The 17,512-nt window shown below is 39.8% G+C and carries 9 protein-coding genes and 1 pseudogene; 7 read left to right on the top strand and 3 right to left on the bottom strand.

What is annotated here, in order from left to right; genetic code table 11:
• The first annotated feature begins 714 nt into the window (after positions 1–714).
• From ADH51_RS06275 to ADH51_RS06290, 4 genes are all read left to right on the top strand, one after another.
• The gene (locus ADH51_RS06275; RefSeq protein WP_048675252.1) at positions 715–5,448 is read left to right on the top strand and encodes a glycoside hydrolase family 70 protein; all 4,734 of its coding nucleotides are present in this window, start codon (positions 715–717) and stop codon (positions 5,446–5,448) included.
• Positions 5,449–5,678: 230 nt separating this feature from the next.
• A complete protein-coding gene (locus ADH51_RS06280; protein ID WP_048675255.1) occupies positions 5,679–6,416 on the top strand; it encodes a YhfC family glutamic-type intramembrane protease in 738 nt (245 codons plus the stop codon).
• Complete coding sequence (locus ADH51_RS06285; protein ID WP_002891308.1) at positions 6,403–6,678, top strand: autorepressor SdpR family transcription factor; 276 nt, start codon at positions 6,403–6,405, stop codon at positions 6,676–6,678. The genes ADH51_RS06280 and ADH51_RS06285 overlap by 14 nt, the downstream gene beginning before the upstream one ends.
• Positions 6,668–7,255, top strand: a complete 588-nt coding sequence (locus ADH51_RS06290) for a DUF1648 domain-containing protein (RefSeq protein WP_048675257.1) — start codon at positions 6,668–6,670, stop codon at positions 7,253–7,255. The genes ADH51_RS06285 and ADH51_RS06290 overlap by 11 nt, the downstream gene beginning before the upstream one ends.
• A gap of 47 nt (positions 7,256–7,302) precedes the next feature.
• On the opposite strand, the gene ADH51_RS06295 is transcribed toward ADH51_RS06290, so the two are convergent.
• Positions 7,303–8,340: a S66 family peptidase gene (locus ADH51_RS06295; RefSeq protein WP_048675260.1), complete on the bottom strand. Its 1,038-nt coding sequence runs from the start codon at positions 8,338–8,340 to the stop codon at positions 7,303–7,305.
• Between the two features lie 509 nt (positions 8,341–8,849).
• Here ADH51_RS06295 and ADH51_RS06300 point away from each other — a divergent pair.
• The 3 genes and pseudogenes from ADH51_RS06300 to ADH51_RS06310 all read left to right on the top strand — a co-directional run bounded on the left by ADH51_RS06300 (position 8,850) and on the right by ADH51_RS06310 (position 11,819).
• Positions 8,850–9,179: a bacteriocin immunity protein gene (locus tag ADH51_RS06300; RefSeq protein WP_048675263.1), complete on the top strand. Its 330-nt coding sequence runs from the start codon at positions 8,850–8,852 to the stop codon at positions 9,177–9,179.
• Between the two features lie 171 nt (positions 9,180–9,350).
• Positions 9,351–11,366 (top strand): M13 family metallopeptidase, encoded by a 2,016-nt coding sequence (locus ADH51_RS06305; protein ID WP_048675264.1) that lies wholly within the window; start codon positions 9,351–9,353, stop codon positions 11,364–11,366.
• 133 nt (positions 11,367–11,499) lie between these two features.
• Positions 11,500–11,819 (top strand): annotated as a pseudogene (locus ADH51_RS06310) (hypothetical protein).
• A 238-nt stretch (positions 11,820–12,057) separates the two neighbouring features.
• Here the strand turns inward: ADH51_RS06310 and ADH51_RS06315 are convergent.
• Both ADH51_RS06315 and ADH51_RS06320 read right to left on the bottom strand, forming a co-directional pair.
• Complete coding sequence (locus tag ADH51_RS06315) at positions 12,058–15,558, bottom strand: KxYKxGKxW signal peptide domain-containing protein (protein WP_048675269.1); 3,501 nt, start codon at positions 15,556–15,558, stop codon at positions 12,058–12,060.
• A 366-nt stretch (positions 15,559–15,924) separates the two neighbouring features.
• On the bottom strand, positions 15,925–17,190 hold the full coding sequence (locus ADH51_RS06320) for a threonine/serine ThrE exporter family protein (protein ID WP_048675270.1): 1,266 nt from the start codon (positions 17,188–17,190) through the stop codon (positions 15,925–15,927).
• Between the last annotated feature and the right edge of the window lie 322 nt (positions 17,191–17,512).

The following is a 17,512-nucleotide window of genomic DNA, read 5'->3' on the forward strand; positions in this document are numbered from 1 at the left end:
GTTTAGGTGATTTTTCACGCTTAAATCCTAATAATTTTATCCCTCTCATATTCAAAAGAAGGAGCCATAGCCGTGTTATAATGGGTATTATAGTTGTATTTAGGAAAATAGAGTTAGGGGTAGTTATGGGGGACTATTTTCGTTAAACTCGAGGTGTAATTGACTTTCTAGAGGAGGAAAATCATGCTTATCTTGGCTTGGATTATCATTGTCATATTATTTCTTTTAATTTCGAATTATTACTTTTATAAAACAGATTCCAGAACACGAAAAAAAGCATTCCTCTATGCAATTATTGAGACCATAGGTGCCTTTTTTACTAGGTGGTAGTACATGGAAAATAATTAAAAACACCAATCAAGAGTTTTTCGGACTACCAAACATGGAAAGCAGCGCAACCTCCTAACCCATTAGCCACACATACTTTCACAGTCATTCGCTAATACCTCCCACAAAGCCTTTATTTCATCTTAGAAATGAAGGTTTTTTTATTTAAAAATAAATTAAGATTGTTGGGGTGCAAGGAGTGCTTGGAGGGGCTATAACCTAATGATACCGTTAGTTACCAATTCCTCGTTTCGTCTACCATTCATTTGAGCCTGATTTCTTAGAAAACCAGGGGCTATACATTAAGCTGATATTATAGTTGTGTAATTGTATTCTCTTGTCAAATAGCTTATGATAGAAATAATATAAGGGAAAAAGGTATATAATATGGAACAAAAAGTACGCTTTAAAATGCATAAAGTGAAGAAGAATTGGGTGACAATTGGGGTAACAGCACTCTCAATGGTTACTGTTGCTGGTGGAACCTTGTTGGCGGATCAACAGGTTCAGGCCGATGAACAAAATCCTGCGAATCAGTCGGGTGATAGCAGTCAGGATTTGCTTCAAGAGACACCTGCCACAACTAATGATGCAGCAACTACGGTAGTACCAACTATCGCGACAGATGCCAATACTGCTAGTGTCAACATACCTGTCGCAGACGCCACTAGCACGACAACAGCTGTCACAGATAGAGCAGCAGCACCTACCACAAACGCAGCAACAGTTGACACCAACTCAGGTCAAGCAGCACCAAGTACAAATGTACAACCAGCTACAGCTGATACGAGTGCTACAACTACAGATACAAATACTAATGCTGCTACAACAGACCGTGCAGCAACAACTGATACGGCAAATACAGAAGCTCGTACACGTAGTCGTCGTGCCTTGGCAGAAACTCGTGAAGCCAACACCAACACATCGACTGGTATCCAATGGATTAACGGCAAACAATACTATGTCAATAGTGACGGTAGTGTGCGTAAGAACTATGTCTTTGAGCAAGATGGTAAGTCTTATTACTTTGATGCTGAAACTGGGGCTCTTGCGACTAAGTCACAGGATGAATTTTCAACAGAACCTATCAAGGCAACTGTAGATTTTTCATCTGGAAACCAGCTCTACAAAAACGATGACAAGTCTTTGGACCAACTTGACACCTTCATCACAGCGGATGCTTGGTACCGTCCAAAGAGCATTCTCAAGGATGGGAAGACTTGGACAGCTTCAACCGAGGCTGACAAACGTCCACTCTTGATGGTTTGGTGGCCTGACAAGTCAACTCAGGTGAACTACCTTAACTATATGCAAAATCAAGGTCTTGGTGCAGGATCATTCTCAACCAACTCTAGCCAGGAAAGTCTAGACCAAGCTGCCAAGATGGTTCAGACTAAGATTGAAGAACGTATCGCTCGTGAGGGTAATACCAACTGGTTGCGTACAAGTATCGACCAGTTCATCAAGACTCAGCCAGGTTGGAATAGTAGCACTGAAAATAGTTCATACGACCACTTGCAAGGTGGACAGTTGCTCTTTAACAACAGTAAGGGTGATACTGGCAACCGTACCAGCCACGCCAACTCTGACTATCGTTTGCTTAACCGCACACCGACTAACCAGACGGGTACACGTAAGTACTTCAAGGACAATTCTATCGGTGGTCTTGAGTTCTTGCTTGCCAACGATATTGATAACTCAAACCCAGCAGTTCAGGCAGAACAACTTAACTGGCTCCACTTTATGATGAATATCGGAAGCATCATGGCCAATGACCCAACAGCCAACTTTGACGGTTTGCGTGTCGATGCCTTGGACAATGTGGATGCCGACCTGCTCCAAATCGCATCAGATTACTTTAAAGCAGCCTATGGTGTTGACAAGTCTGAAGCCAATGCAATTAAGCACTTGTCATACTTGGAAGCTTGGTCTGCCAACGACCCATACTATAACAAGGACACTAAGGGGGCACAACTTCCGATTGACAATGCCCTTCGTAATGCCCTTACCAACCTCTTGATGCGTGATAAAAATACACGTATGCAGCTTGGAGACATGACTGCTTTCATCAATAGTAGTTTGAATCCACGTGGTGCCAACGATAAAAATGGTGAACGTATGGCTAACTATATTTTCACCCGTGCCCACGATACGGAAGCTCAAACGATTATCCAACGTATCATCCGTGATCGTATCAATCCAAATTTGTTTGGCTACAATTTCACTCGTGATGAAATCAAGAAAGCCTTCGAGATTTACAATGAGGATATTGATAAGGCTCACAAGACTTATGCGTCATACAACTTGCCATCTGTCTATGCCCTCATGTTGACCAATAAGGACTCTGTAACACGTGTTTATTACGGAGACCTCTACCGTGAAGATGGTCACTACATGGCTAAGAAGACGCCTTACTTTGATGCCATCGACACCCTCTTACGTGCCCGTATCAAGTATGTAGCTGGTGGTCAAGACATGGAAGTGAAGAAAGTCGGAAATGACGGCCTCTTGACATCAGTTCGTTATGGTAAAGGTGCCAATAACAGAACAGATTTGGGAACTTCAGAAACTCGTACGCAAGGTATGGGTGTCATCATGACCAACAACTATGATTTCCGATTAGGTAGCAATGAAACCGTAACGATGAACATGGGTAGAGCTCACCGTAATCAGCTTTATCGTCCATTGCTTTTGACGACAAAGGATGGTATAGCAACCTACCTCAACGATTCTGATGTGCCTAAAAACCTTCTTAAACGCACTGACTGGAATGGGAACTTGACCTTCAATGCCAACGATGTTTTCGGTGTAGAAAATGTCCAAGTCTCAGGTTACCTCGGTGTCTGGGTACCATACGGAGCTAAGGCTAATCAAGATGCACGCACACAGCCAAGTAATCGTGCCAATAGCGACGGTCAAGTTTACAAGTCTTCAGCAGCCCTTGATTCGCAAGTCATGTATGAAGCCTTCTCAAACTTCCAAGCCTTTGCGGACGATCAACCTGAACTTTACATGAACCGTGTCTTGGCTAAGAACACTGACTTGCTCAAAGCTTGGGGGATCACGTCAGTCGGACTTCCACCACAGTACGTTTCAAGTAAGGATGGTACCTTCCTTGACTCAACAATTGATAATGGTTATGCCTTTGATGACCGTTACGATATGGCCTTGAGTCAAAATAATAAATACGGATCACTTGAGGACCTCCTTAACGTTCTTCGTGCCCTCCATAAAGACGGTATTCAAGCCATTGCTGACTGGGTGCCAGACCAAATCTATAACCTCCCAGGAAAAGAAGTGGTAAATGCGACACGTGTTAACGGTTATGGTAACCACCAAGTAGGCTATCAAATCATTGACCAAGCCTATGTGGCTAATACCCGTACAGATGGTACAGACTATCAAGGTAAATACGGTGGAGCCTTCCTTGATGAGCTTAAAGCTAAGTACCCATCTATTTTCAACCGTGTGCAAATCTCAAATGGTAAACAGTTGCCTACAAATGAAAAGATTACCAAATGGTCTGCTAAGTACTTCAATGGAACTAACATCCTTGGACGAGGCATCAACTATGTCCTTCGTGATGACAAGACCAACCAGTACTTTAATACCTCAGCCAACAGCCAACTCTTGCCAACACCACTTCGTGATACTGGTGCCATCACAAGCACTCAAGTCTTCCAACGTCGTGGACAAGATGTTTACTTCCTACGTGATAACCAAACCGTTAAGAATGAATTTGTTCAAGACGGAAACGGTAACTGGTATTACTTCGGTGGTGACGGTAAGATGACCAAGGGTGCCCAAAACATCAATAACAAGGATTACTATTTCTTTGACAATGGTATCCAATTGCGTAACGCCCTTCGTCGTGCTAGCAACGGCTATACCTACTATTACGGTCTAGACGGCGCAATGGTTAAGAATGCCTTCGTTGATTTTGATGACAAACATAAGCAGGTTCGTGCCTTTACGACTCAAGGAACAATGGTAGTGGGTAACCTTCATTGGAGTGGCCACCATTTCTACTTTGACCGTGAAACTGGTATCCAGGCTAAGGATCGCGTTGTTCGTACAGATGATGGCAAATTGCATTACTATGTTGCTGAAACTGGTGACATGGGACGTAACGTCTTTGCGACAGACAGCAGCACAGGTAAACGTTATTACTTTGACGCTGACGGTAATACTGTGACTGGTTCACGTGTCATTGATGGTAAGACTTATTACTTTAACCAAGATGGTAGTGTTGGTACGGCCTACAGCAATCGTGCAGATTCTATTATCTTTGAAAATGGTAAGGCTCGCTACATCACACCAGCAGGTGAAATCGGACGCAGCATCTTTGTCTACAACCCAGCAACTAAGGCATGGAACTACTTTGATAAAGAAGGTAACCGTGTCACAGGACGTCAATACATTGATGGTCACCTCTATTACTTCAAGGAAGATGGTAGCCAAGCTAAGGGCGAAATTATTGAAGAAAATGGCATCAAATATTATTATGAGCCAGAATCAGGTATTCTTGCTAGCGGACGCTACCTCCAAGTTGGTGATGACCAGTGGATGTACTTCAAACAAGACGGTTCACTGGCTATCGGCCAAGTTCGTGCTGATCATGGATACCTTAAGTACTTTGATAAAAATGGTATCCAAGTTAAGGGGAAAACTGTTGTCGAAGATGGTAAGACTTATTACTATGATGCCCACAGTGGAGCTCTTGTCACAAGCAGCTTTGCTGAGATTGCACCAAACCAATGGTCTTACTTCAATACTGATGGCCAAGCCCTTAAAGGCAAGTGGACTATCAATGGCAAGGAATACTACTTTGACGAAAATGGTATCCAATACAAAGGCAAGGCCATTAAGGTCGGCAGTCGTTACAAGTACTATGACGAAAACGACGGTCAACCTGTAACCAACCGCTTTGCTCAAATCGAGCCTAATGTCTGGGCTTACTTCGGAGCAGATGGTTATGCCGTAACAGGCGAACAAGTCATCAATGGCCAACACCTTTACTTTGACCAATCAGGTCGCCAAGTTAAAGGTGCCTACGTCACAGTCAACGGCCAACGTCGTTACTACGATGCCAACACTGGCGAATATGTCCCAGGAAGATAAGCAGTAGTAGCCCATGTAATTGACTAGAGAACACACAGCCGAGAATGAGGGAAAATTCTCAAGAAGAAAGATCGTGAAAACGGTCTTTTTTTGTGTCCCTATTTCGATTTTTTTCGAAATAGTCTTGACGGTGCTTTCAGAAAAGCGTAGAATCTATTTCGAAAAGTATAGAAATAGGTATTCTGACTCAAGTCGTATTGATGCTCCGTTTCAATGAAAGGATAAATCAAATGGAAACATTTCTTTTTATGGCAATTCTTACCATGTTGGTTATCGCCGTCATAAGTTTTATCATTCTGAAGAAAAGATGGCAATTTTCAATCAAGCTCTTTTTAGTCGGTTTGATTGGTTTTGCCTTACCTGTCATGATGATTGAAGGACCTATTAACTCCCTAGTTCTTTCAAGCTTTGGTCACTCTTCTAAATGGTTCACCATTATTTATGGAGGGCTTATGGCTGGCCTTGTTGAAGAAACAACTCGCTATTTGGTTTTTAAGGTACTTGCAAAGAAAAGAAGTTTGATGACGTCTGATATTGTAGCCTACGGTTTTGGACATGGTCTTAGTGAATTTATCTTCCTTGGAGTGATGGGCTTACTCACTAACATCATTGTTTTACAGGCCATCCATTCAGGTCAGGCCAGTCAGTTACCTTCACTTCTTGTAAGTCAGGTCAACCAATTAACGGGCTTAGCTGTGCTTATGTCTCTCTTTGAAAGACTAGTTGCCTTGGTGTTACAAGTCTTGCTTACAGCTTGGGATTTTCTGGCAGTCACTAAGCATAAGCTTTCATTCTATTTCTGGGTGATTATACTCCATGCTGCCATTGATTTTTTGGCAGGTGCTTATCAGCTAGGGATAGTCAGCAATCTCTTACTAATCGAACTTATTTTAGCTATTTATGTGTTAGGTATTGGACTTCTGACACGTCGGATTTGGAGAAAGGAGAAAACTCATGGGCTTATCTGAAACACTAAAAGCCATCTCTGCCCCTGTGAGGAGAGAAATTTTAGACTATCTAAAGTCTGGACCAAAGTCCGCTGGTGAAATCAGCCAGCAGTTTGACTTAGCTCCCGCAACAGTTTCCCATCATTTGTCTACCTTGAGAAAAGCGGGACTTATTGAAGAAGAAAAACAGAAGAATTTTATCTACTATAGTTTGAACTTGACCGTTTTTGAAGAAATTTTAACTTGGATTCAATCACTTGGAGGAAAAGAAGATGAAAAATAATATGCAAAGAGTCATTGGTAATATAGTGATACTTACACCAGTTATTGTCGGACTAGTCTTTTACAAACAACTACCAAATCAGATTGCAATCCACTATAATGTAGAAGAGCAAGCCAATGGCTTTATGAATCGCAATTTAGCAATTGTTGCTCTACCTTTTCTGGCGTTAATCATATATAATCTCTGTTTTTCATTCTTTAAACAAATAACGATCCCATTCTTAAAAGAGTTTATGTTATGGTTGGTCCCAATTTCTGCTGTGCTTATCCAAGGTCTTATATTGACTGTTGACTTAGGAGGCCATGTTCAAGTTCGATTGACTGTGATTTGGTTAGTGGCACTTATTTTTCTAGTGATTGGAAATTATCTTCCTAAAAGTATTGGCCTGGCTACAAAAAATCATAACCAGAGCAGTGAGTCAGTAGTGAGAAAGTTGGGATACCTAATGATTGGAATAAGTCTTGCCTTGCTAATAAGTCTCTGCTTTAATCCCTATACTACAATTATGGTTTTGGGCATTTTTATCGTTCTTATCTTGAGTATCTTGTTACCCAATTTTCGCTGTTTAAGAAAATAAAGAGAAGTAATCGTATGATTACTTCAATCTGAGCTGAGAAATTCATCTCAGCTTTCTTTGTTATAGTCAAAGCGAATGACTTGCTCCGTTGCATCTACATACGCGTGGACTCCAAAGGGAACAATTGTTCTTGGAGTTGCGTGTCCGACATTCAGATTATAGACAATCGGGATATTGCTATCAATGGTGTCCATTAAAGCCTCCTTATAGTCGTCATAGAAGGTTTCATCCATAGGTTTTCCGACCAAGAGTCCACTGATGACTTCAAATATCCCAGTTTCTTTTAAAGCCTGCAACATTTTTTTGAAATCATCAGGTTCAGGCTTTTCTTGACTTGTTTCTAGCAATAGAATCTTTCCTTCCCAGTCGGATAAGTCAGGGAAAAGTTTGTATTTTTGGCAGAGGTCTGTGCTATCTGCGTGTAGAGAGTTGTCAAAAATATCATAGAGAGACTCAAGACAACCACCGAGGATTTCTCCCTCATACTGAGCATTGCCTTGTAACAAGTCAAAACCTGTATTTGCATGGCTGACACGAGGTGTTCCCAAGGCTTTGGGACTAAAATCAGTCCGTTCCTCATACCAAATGTCACTAGGTCGAATTTCTGAGATTCTTCCAGTCTCAATCAATTCTTTGAAGTAGTGGAGGCTATATGGCAACATTTCTTTGTCTAACTCACAAATGTCTGCTAGAAATGATTGGCCGTAAAAAGTCTTGATTCCTAGTTTATGCAACATGAGATGGTTCATGGTCGTATCCGAGAAACCGAGAAAAATCTTTGGTTTGATAACCTTTTGTAGTTGGTCATTTTCAAAAAGATAAGGTAGCAAGCGATAGGTATCGTTTCCACCAATGGCGCATAGGATCATGTCGATGCTATCATCAGAAAAGGCCTGAATCAAATCCTCTGCACGAGCTTCAGGATGTTCTTTGATAAAATCTAAGCCTTTTAGCGAATGAGGTAAAAAGATAGGGTTGAGTCCGAGGTCCTTGAGACGTTGGACCCCCAAGTCCACTTCGTGCTTGACAAAGTCTTCACCCATAGTCCCACTAGATAAACTTATAATACCAATAGTAGAAGTCATATATTATCCTCCTAAAAATAAATTGATGCTATTGTATCATAAAAAATGATAGAAAAATATAAGGAATAGCGTTAGAGATACGATTTTATGTCAATAAAGCAATATAAAAATAACCGCTCGATGTGCTTACTTCAGAATATAGGCAAGCCCTTTTAAAAGTTGGTTACCACGTAGTTAAATCTCTTAGGAATATTGATGTAATGGAATTTATAAGAGTTTTTCACTTTATACTCTAAAAGAAACAGATTGAAGAAAGTTGCCTAAAATGGACTTATTCTTCAATCTGAAAGAAGTAATCGTCTAATTACTTCTTTTTGTCTGTTGGTGCTATATTTGGACCATTTGTGGCAGAAGGATATTTTTGTTCTTGAATTTGATATGCTAGATGTGTATAATGATGTCACAGCGAACTATTAAAAGAGGTCGTTGCTCATGACAACACAAACAATTAACCAATTTAATTCACTTGCTCGACCTAATCTTGCTACAGGTTATAGGAGGTAATCTAGATGACAAAAAGTAACAACAACCAAATTACGGATATCTTAAACAATATCTATAATCTTATTATAAATCCAGAAACAACTGAAAATGAGAGAGAGTTGCTCGTAACGTATAAAAATGAAATAGAAGTTGGGAAGAAGGATAATGATGAACTTCTTGCAGAATTATGTAGAGCTATTCAAGCTCTAGCAGTCAGCAATCTTTCTAAAGGCAAATCACTGAGTTCTGGAGTGAGTGACTTGAGTAAGACGCTCACAGAATTCCAAGAAAAATCAGAGCGTAACATTAATCTAGCAAAAGGATTAACATCACTCGGCAGTTTGTCTTTTAGATGATCTTTTATGGTTCTTATCTTTGGTGTCGTAATACCTAATTTTCGCTATTTAAGAAAATAAAGAGAAGTAATCGTCTGATTACTTCTTTTTGTCTCCCAAAAACAGCTTGCTAAAATCGCTGTTCCAATGATATAATACAAATACATTAATTTAATTTTATGAGGAGTATTTATGAAAAAGCGTAAGAAAATTATTCTTGGCTCCATAACAGGAGCTTTGGCCTTAGCTCTTGCTGGAGGCGGTTTTTGGGCTTATAAAACCTTTGTTCCGCAAGAAACGCCAATTGATAAGAATGCTACGGTAGCTTCTAATTTTTATCAAGCTGTTAACAAGGACTGGCTCCTAAAAGCCAAAATTCCCGCTGATTCTCCAAGCATTGATAATTTTTATACTTTAGGGGAAGATATCAAAGGAAAGCTTAAGAAGGATATCAAAAATTTAGGGGAGGGTAAGGAAACGTCAGATATTACGGGGATGTCTGAGTTTATCACCTTCTACAAGGCTGCTAGTAATTACAAGCAACGTGAGAAAGATGGTCTTGAACCTCTCAAACCTTATCTAAAAGAAATTGAGGAAATCAAGGATGTAAATGATTTGGCCAGTAAATCTGCTAGCTTGACTGATAAGGGGATTCCTCTTCCATTTGGTTACAACGTTGGAACTAACGCAGAGAATACCAGTCAAAAACAAATCCAACTGAGTCCCCCAAGTATCTTATTGCCAGATGTGTCTATTTATAAAGACGAGGCCAGCAAGAAACAATATTTGACTCCAATTGAAACAGCCACGCAAAAAGCCTTGGAAATGCTTGGATATAGCGAAAAAAATAGTAAACGCATTGTCAAAGAAGCACTGGAGTTCGACGAAATCATTGCTAAGTACAGTCTCAGTAACGAAGAGATGTCCGAGAGTAAGAATTTAGTTCACCCTAAAACAGCAGAAGAGATTAATGCCTACTCTGGTTCCTTCAAAATATATGATGTCATTAAAGGCATTATGGGACGTGATTTAGAAACCATCAATGTCCCTAATACCAAGTATTTTGAGAACTATAGTAAAATCGTCAATCAGGATAATTTTTCTAAAATAAAATCATGGATATTAGTGCAAGAAGCTATGGCAGCGTCAAATTCTTTGACAGAAGATTACCGTTTGAATTTTGCATCGATTAGCATGGCTATTATGGGCACACAAAAGCCAATTTCTAAAGAAGATACGGTCTATGAGATGAGTGTCAATCTGTTTAGCGATGTCATGAGTGTCTATTATGGACGTAAATACTTTGGTGAAGAAGCCAAGACTGATGTGACAGGTATGATTGATAAAATCAAAAATGTCTATCGTGGCCGTCTCCAACAGAATGATTGGTTGACGGAAGATACACGCAACAAGGCCATCGAAAAGTTGGATAAAATGAAGGTTTTTGTAGGTTATCAGGAAGATGTGGATCCTGGTACTAAGGAACTACATCTTGACCCGAACAAGTCCTTCTTTGAATTGTCAGAAGACATTGCCCAGTTCGGAAAACGTTATACCATTGATCATTTTGATGAGCCTATTGATAAGAATAAATGGTCTGGATCAGCTTTTGATATCAATGCTTATTACAACCCAGAAAGCAACAGCATCAACTTCCCAGCTGGTATTTTGCAAGCTCCGTTTTACGACAAGAACCAAAGTGTTGAAAAGAACTATGGTGGTATCGGTGTCGTGATAGGACATGAAATTACCCATGCCTTTGACTCCAATGGTGCCGACTATGATGAGAACGGCGACATGCACAATTGGTGGACAAAAGCTGATAGCAAAGCTTTTGACAAGAGAATCAAAGCCTTTGAAGACCAGTGGAATGGTTTGGAAATTTACGGGACTAAGGTAAATGGAAAACTCACAGTCACTGAGAATGTCGCAGATGCTGGCGGTCTCTCATCCACACTACAAGTTCTCAAAACAGATATGACAAAACCTAACCTCAAGGATTACTTTGAGAACTACGCAGATATCTGGAAACAAAAGGCCAGCCTACAGTACAATAAATATACCATGGTACAAGACGTCCACGCACCTAACGAACTGCGTGTTAACCAACAACTTAAGAATCTTCCTGAGTTTTATGAAGCTTACCCTCAAATCAAGGAAGGCGACGCCATGTATCTAGCACCAAGCAAACGCATTAGTTTGTGGTAAAAAGTCTTGCTGCTTTGCTAATCAAGAATAAGAGAATTTGGAATGTAAACATCCCAGATTCTTTTTTTATGTTGTAGCTTTGGGAAATCATTTTCTAGTGTTATAATGGTGCTATTAAGGAAAGGATTCAAGAATGATGCATAAAAGGAATCTGATAGAAGATAATAAAAGAGGTGAGAATCAAAGCTTTCTCTACTTCCTGCACGAGGAGAAAAATTTGATGTAAAAGCACTTGATGATTTGTGTCACTACATCATAGAACTGGATACAATCAGTCTCGAGCAGTTGAGAGATATCCATTATATTGAAAATCAAATACTACGCCATCTCGTGTATCATTTTGATGATAATGATCTAAGTAAGATTTCAAATCTCCCTTTTGAGTATTGGGAGTATATAGAGCCCTTTGAACGCTTGGTGGCATGTTTGTATGAGGGTGAAGGTGAGGAATGACAATTATCCAGGCCATAACAAAAACTTGCTCGAGCGTTTAAACCAGCAGTATGGCTATGCTAAAGATGTTAAGGAATATTTTGACTTGAAGTAGATTGATGATAGAGATTTTGCCGGTAGCCTTACTAGGTTTTAGAAAACAAAAAGAAAACACCAGAAAAAATGATTTCTGGTGTTTTTGAATACATTTTGGCAAAAATGAGGTATTTTTCAAATACTTACAGTTGTTAGTTTGATATTAATCCTTTTTCTCTGTAGCTACGCCATTTTCGTCAATAATATAGGTTTTTCCATCTTTTTCAAGCGTAGTGTTAGTGGTAATTGGAGAACCTTTTGACTCTGGACTAACTGATATCGGCTTTTCAAAATGATAAAGTTTACCATCAAACTCTGCCCATTCGCCACTAAAAGGAGTAGTCATATAAATTTCAGGGTTGAAATAATAAAGCCTATTATCTTCTAACCGAATGACACCTGTTTTTACAACTCCATTTTCATCAGAAACACAGAAATTATCCCAAGAGATGTCTGTAGCTGTATTCCGTAGAAGTCGTCCTTTAGGGCCCAAAAGATAGGTCTTTTCATTGATATTTTGTAGATATGTTCGGTTTTCAGCTCCCCATGGTGGGCTGATATAGTAGGTTTCATTATTATGAGTAACCCATCCGAACTGTAGATGACCGTCCTTATCAGCATAATAGTATTTGTAGTCGCCGTCAATATCATCAGAAAGCATACTACCGTCTTTTTTGAAGAAATAATCGAAATCACCTATCTTGTGTCTATCATTTCGAACTTGGTAGCCATCTTCTTTAAAATAAACACGTTTACCTTCAATAGTTGCCCAACCAAATATCTGGCTTCCATCCTCGCCAAAATAAGTATATTTTTTAGAAAAGTAATCGCCTGTTTCATGGAATTTATTTACGAACATAGCACCAGTATCGTTATCGAAGAAATAGTACTTTCCATCAAGCAGAAGTCGTTTTCCTTTGGCTTGTTTTCCAGTTGGATCAAAGTAGTATTTTTGATGATTAATAATTTGAAGTCCAGTGGCTAACTGTCCATTTTCTTTAATATAAGCCCAATCACCATCTTTATCTTGAATAAATTGTCCAGGTTTGTTCATCGTTACATAACCATTTTGGTCAATGACATAACGAATACCATTAAGTTCAAGTGTTCGGTTAGTCCACATAGCTCCGCTGTCTCTATCGAAATAATGTGTTTGACCGTCAATTTCGACAAGTCGTCCCTTAGCTTGTTTGCCCTCTTTATCAAAGTATAGAGTGACATTATCTATTGAATGGAGTCCGGTGACAGCTTTTCCCTCGTTATCAAAGTAGTACCAATTCCATGCATCATCGTGTTCGAAACGATTTGTTAGTTTAGTTTCGGTCGCTACTCCTTTATCATCAATGAGGTAGGCTTTTTTATTGTAAACTAAGGTCTTGGAAACTGTAAGAGGGGAAGTTTCGGAAAGCGAACTTGTTCTATTGAAAGCATAGAATTTATTGTCACTTTGAATTACAGTTTCTTCAATCTTGGTTAAATCTGTGTTTTCTGGAAGTAGATGTCCGATGTAAAAATCATTGTTTTCATCAAGATAGTATAGATTACCAAAATCATCATCAATAATACGTTTAATCTTATCGGTCTTTGTTCGTACTCCGTGGTTAATAATGTCTACTTCTTCTCTGACGGTATAGGTTCGGCTTCTTCCAGATTTGTAAGTTCTGTTTATGCTAGGTTCTAAGTGGTATAGCTTACCATCAATCGTTTTCCATGTAGGTGTTGTAACTGTAACCATTTGGGGGATATATCTTTCATGGTAAATATCTCCTTTATTTTCAAAATAATAGAGTTTACCATTATTTGCAGTGCTAACACCAGTAAGTACCCTCCCATCCTTATCTGTACCTACGATGCCATGGTAGTAAGTATAATCATCCATATACTGACGTACGAGTAAAGGTCCGAGATAGTTTTTCAGAAGTTTACCTTCAAAATAATAATAATCCTTGCCACCTTTTGTGACAATAGCAGTGACTGCTGAACCAGAATTTGAAAAATAGTAGTCATCACCATTAATATGATGTTCTCCGGTTAGTACTTGACCAAATTTATTGGAGCGATAACTAGTATTTAAAGTTCCAGCAAAGACACGTAATGACTGAATATAAAAGGCATCTTTTACCAATTTTCCATGATTATCAAAGAGGTAGTCTTGTCCTTTGAAGGTAGTAAGAGCATTTTCAACTCGACCAGTATGATCAAAATAATAAAGTTGATCGCCAACTCGATGCCATCCATAGTAACGTCGACCATCAGAACCATAATAGATGTTATACGTTTTTGCAAATGGTTCCCATCTTCTGATTTCAATAGACCAAGTATGCCAATAGTTGGTTTTTACAGCACCTGAATAGTGACTAAAATAGTAATGGAAGCCGTCTATGATTCTTTCGCCATCTTTCGCTTGACGACCTTCTTCATCAAAGTAAAGAGTTACTCCATCTACATTTTGCCATCCTCTTAGTTTCTCTCCTGTTGCGGTGTAATAATACCAGTTCCCTGAGGAATCCTCTTGGAAATGGCCACCAGAAACAAGTGGAAGTTGTGGAAGTTTCTGCTCAGTTTCAATCAAAAGTCCATTAGCTTCTGCGTGGTAAGTTTTTCCATTAATAGTGATGTCGGTATTTATAACCTTATGACCACTATCCTTATCAAAGTAATAGGGTTCGATACCTATTGTAACGATTTCACCCTTGGCCTGAACACCGTCTGGGTAGAAATACATGTCGAAGCCATCTATAGTCTGTTCGCCTGTTAGAAGTTTCCCTTCTTTATCACTATAGTACCAGTTGCCGTCGTCATCCGACCAAAAACGGTCACGAACCAATTGGCCAGTATTTTTTTGAAAATAATAGGAATTTCCATCTAGGATGACAAAGGCATCTTTAGCTTGAACACCATTAGGGTAAAAGTAGAGTGTAATATTGTCAATAACTTGTTTACCGATAAGTGCTTTCCCATCTTGGCCTAAGTAGTACCAATTTCCATTCTTATCAGATGCAAAAGCATTGCGAGTAAGTTGTCCGCTATCTTTCTCAAAGTGATATGTTGCTCCATTAACGTGACGGGTGTCTCCTTTGACTTGCTTACCATCGGCATCGAAGTAGACATTCACATTATCAATATTTTGCATACCAGTAAGTGCTTTCCCATCCTTAAAATAGTACCAGTTGCCCTGATCATCGCTAGTGTAATGACCGCCGGATATTACGGGACTTTCTTCTAATTCATGGGCTGCATTTGTTTCAGAATGTGATGTTTCAGAGCTTACGACTTCACTGCTAGTAACAGTAGAGACTTCCGAACGAAGAGCTTGTTGAGAGTTAATTTCAGAAGTACCTATGTCTGAAGTAGCTGCATCAGTGACACTTTGTTTAGATTCAGTAGAAGTAGTTTCAGTGATGATTTCACTTGAATTTGTTGTGACTAAAGATTTGTTTTCCTCTGGTTTAGTAGTGACTTCATTAGTTGACGGGCTTATGACATCGATTGCATTTTCTTCTATGCTGTTTTCAACCGTTGGTTCTGAGGTGGGGTAAGTCTGTTCAGCTGCGGACACATAGCCCAAGCTTGCAAAACTAAGTCCTAGAGCTAGACCAGTTACTGCAATGGTTACCCATTGCTTTTTTACTTTGTGAAGTTTAAAGTATACTTTCTTTTCCATGATAATGCTCCTTTCATAAAACTAAATAATAGTAGCAAGGATATGGTTAACTCATGAGTAAAATTAAGTTAGCATTATGGTTCTCTTACTTACACATCAAGTTTATCATCACATTTTAATAAAATCAAAGAATTGTGTAAGCGTTTTTATTTTTGTATAAACTCTTTCCAACTCTACTCTAAACAAAACTGATAGTATATGAATGATGAACTTTCATTAAAGAGTGTTAATGATGTATTTGCTTTAAGTTAGCAGCGGATAGATCCTTGAGTAGGGTATTTTTGATATTCATAATATGCTATTCACTGATTTTAGAACGCCACCAAAAAAAGCCACTGGCATACAATACCAATGGCTTTTAACAATTTATTTCTTCTTCCCTAGTACAAAATAACGGCTAGGGATTTGTTGTGTCAAACTGACTGCGATGGCGATGGTAAAGGAGGCCAGGAAACAAGCTCGTAGGAAGCTGAGGCCGAGGTCTGCATTTCCAATCAAGAGGAAGTAGACCGCACGGTAGAAGCTCATCCCTGGGATGAGTGGGAACATGCTTGAGGCTAGGAAGACTGTAGCTGGACATCTACGGTAGTGGGCCAAAAAGCGTGAGGTGATAGTGACTAATAGGGCTGGGAAGAGGATGGCGAGGACCTCGTGATGGGTATTATTCCAAATCAAGAGGTAGAGGAGCCATGAGCCTGCTCCTAGGGTCCCAAGGTCTAGGAAGTATTTCTTAGGCACTCGGTAAAGCACGGAGAAGGCTGCTGTCCCTAGTCCTGCCATGAAGGTCTGAATTGAGACCCCCAGCCATGAGGTTGACGGTGTTGAGAACATGCCTGATAACTGTTCCGCAAAGGGAAGAATGGAAATCATGGCAAGAACACCGACAGAGATAGATAGACAAGTGGAGACCCCTGACAACATCAGGGCTAGACCGCTATAGTAGTTGTTCTGGGTGAATTCTCGAATGGCATTTACAAAGTAGGCCCCAGGAATCAAAATCATCAAGGTGCCCAGAATAATCACGCTACGATGTTGCCCGATACCCAAATAATAGAGAATATTAGCTGATAAAGCGGCAATGGCACTAGAGAGGATAATCTGCAAGAAACTGGTATGAATAAAACGGGAAAAGAGTTGCATACCAATCCCCACAAAAAGCCCCGATATAGCCGCAGCAGTCCCATCAATCCAGCTACTTCCAAGAGCTAGCGAGAAGCTCCCTGCACCAATGACACAGGCTATAATATCCTCTAAGGGACGATAGAAAGTCTTCTGCTCAATGATTTTCAGCTTTTGGAAAATGCTAGATACAGGCTGATTTGGTTGTTCTGCCAGTTCTCGAGACAGGCGGTTTACTTCCTCTAGTTTACCTAGATGGATAGACGGGACTGAGGTAGCTAGGACACGAGACTCTTTAAGACCTGAGCGGTTGAGTCCAGAAATCATGACTCCTCGATTGACCACATAAGTGGAGAAGTCTCTGATACCAAGAGACTTGGCCATGTGTCCCATGGTGTCCTCGATACGGTAAATCTCAGCACCGCTCTCCATAAGGACACGGCCTGCCTGAAGGACGGCATCCATTTCGTTTTTAGTTTCTGTTTCTGTCTCTCTTTGGAAATCGATGGTCATTTGAATCTCCTTATCGCTTAATTCGTCATTCCATTATAAGGTTTGAATGGTGGTTTTTCAATAGCTTTGGCGACTAAAATAGGACTTTCTATGAAATTTTTCTTCTACTTAATGATAGAGGTCAGGAAAATGGAGGTCTTGCCTTTTGCCTTGCTATTGATAGAGGCAAATGCTACAATTGAATTATAAAATGTATGCGTTTACATATTTTTACGCTGTCTTTCTCAAAAAGCCTTGAAGTCCTTTATTTAAAGGGAATTAACAATCACAGAAGGAAGCCAATGTAAGTGCAATAGTTGATACCTTTGAAAAGGAGGCAATC

Source organism: Streptococcus sp. 449_SSPC (genome assembly GCF_001073005.1).
In the GTDB taxonomy this organism is placed as follows: domain Bacteria; phylum Bacillota; class Bacilli; order Lactobacillales; family Streptococcaceae; genus Streptococcus; species Streptococcus salivarius_F.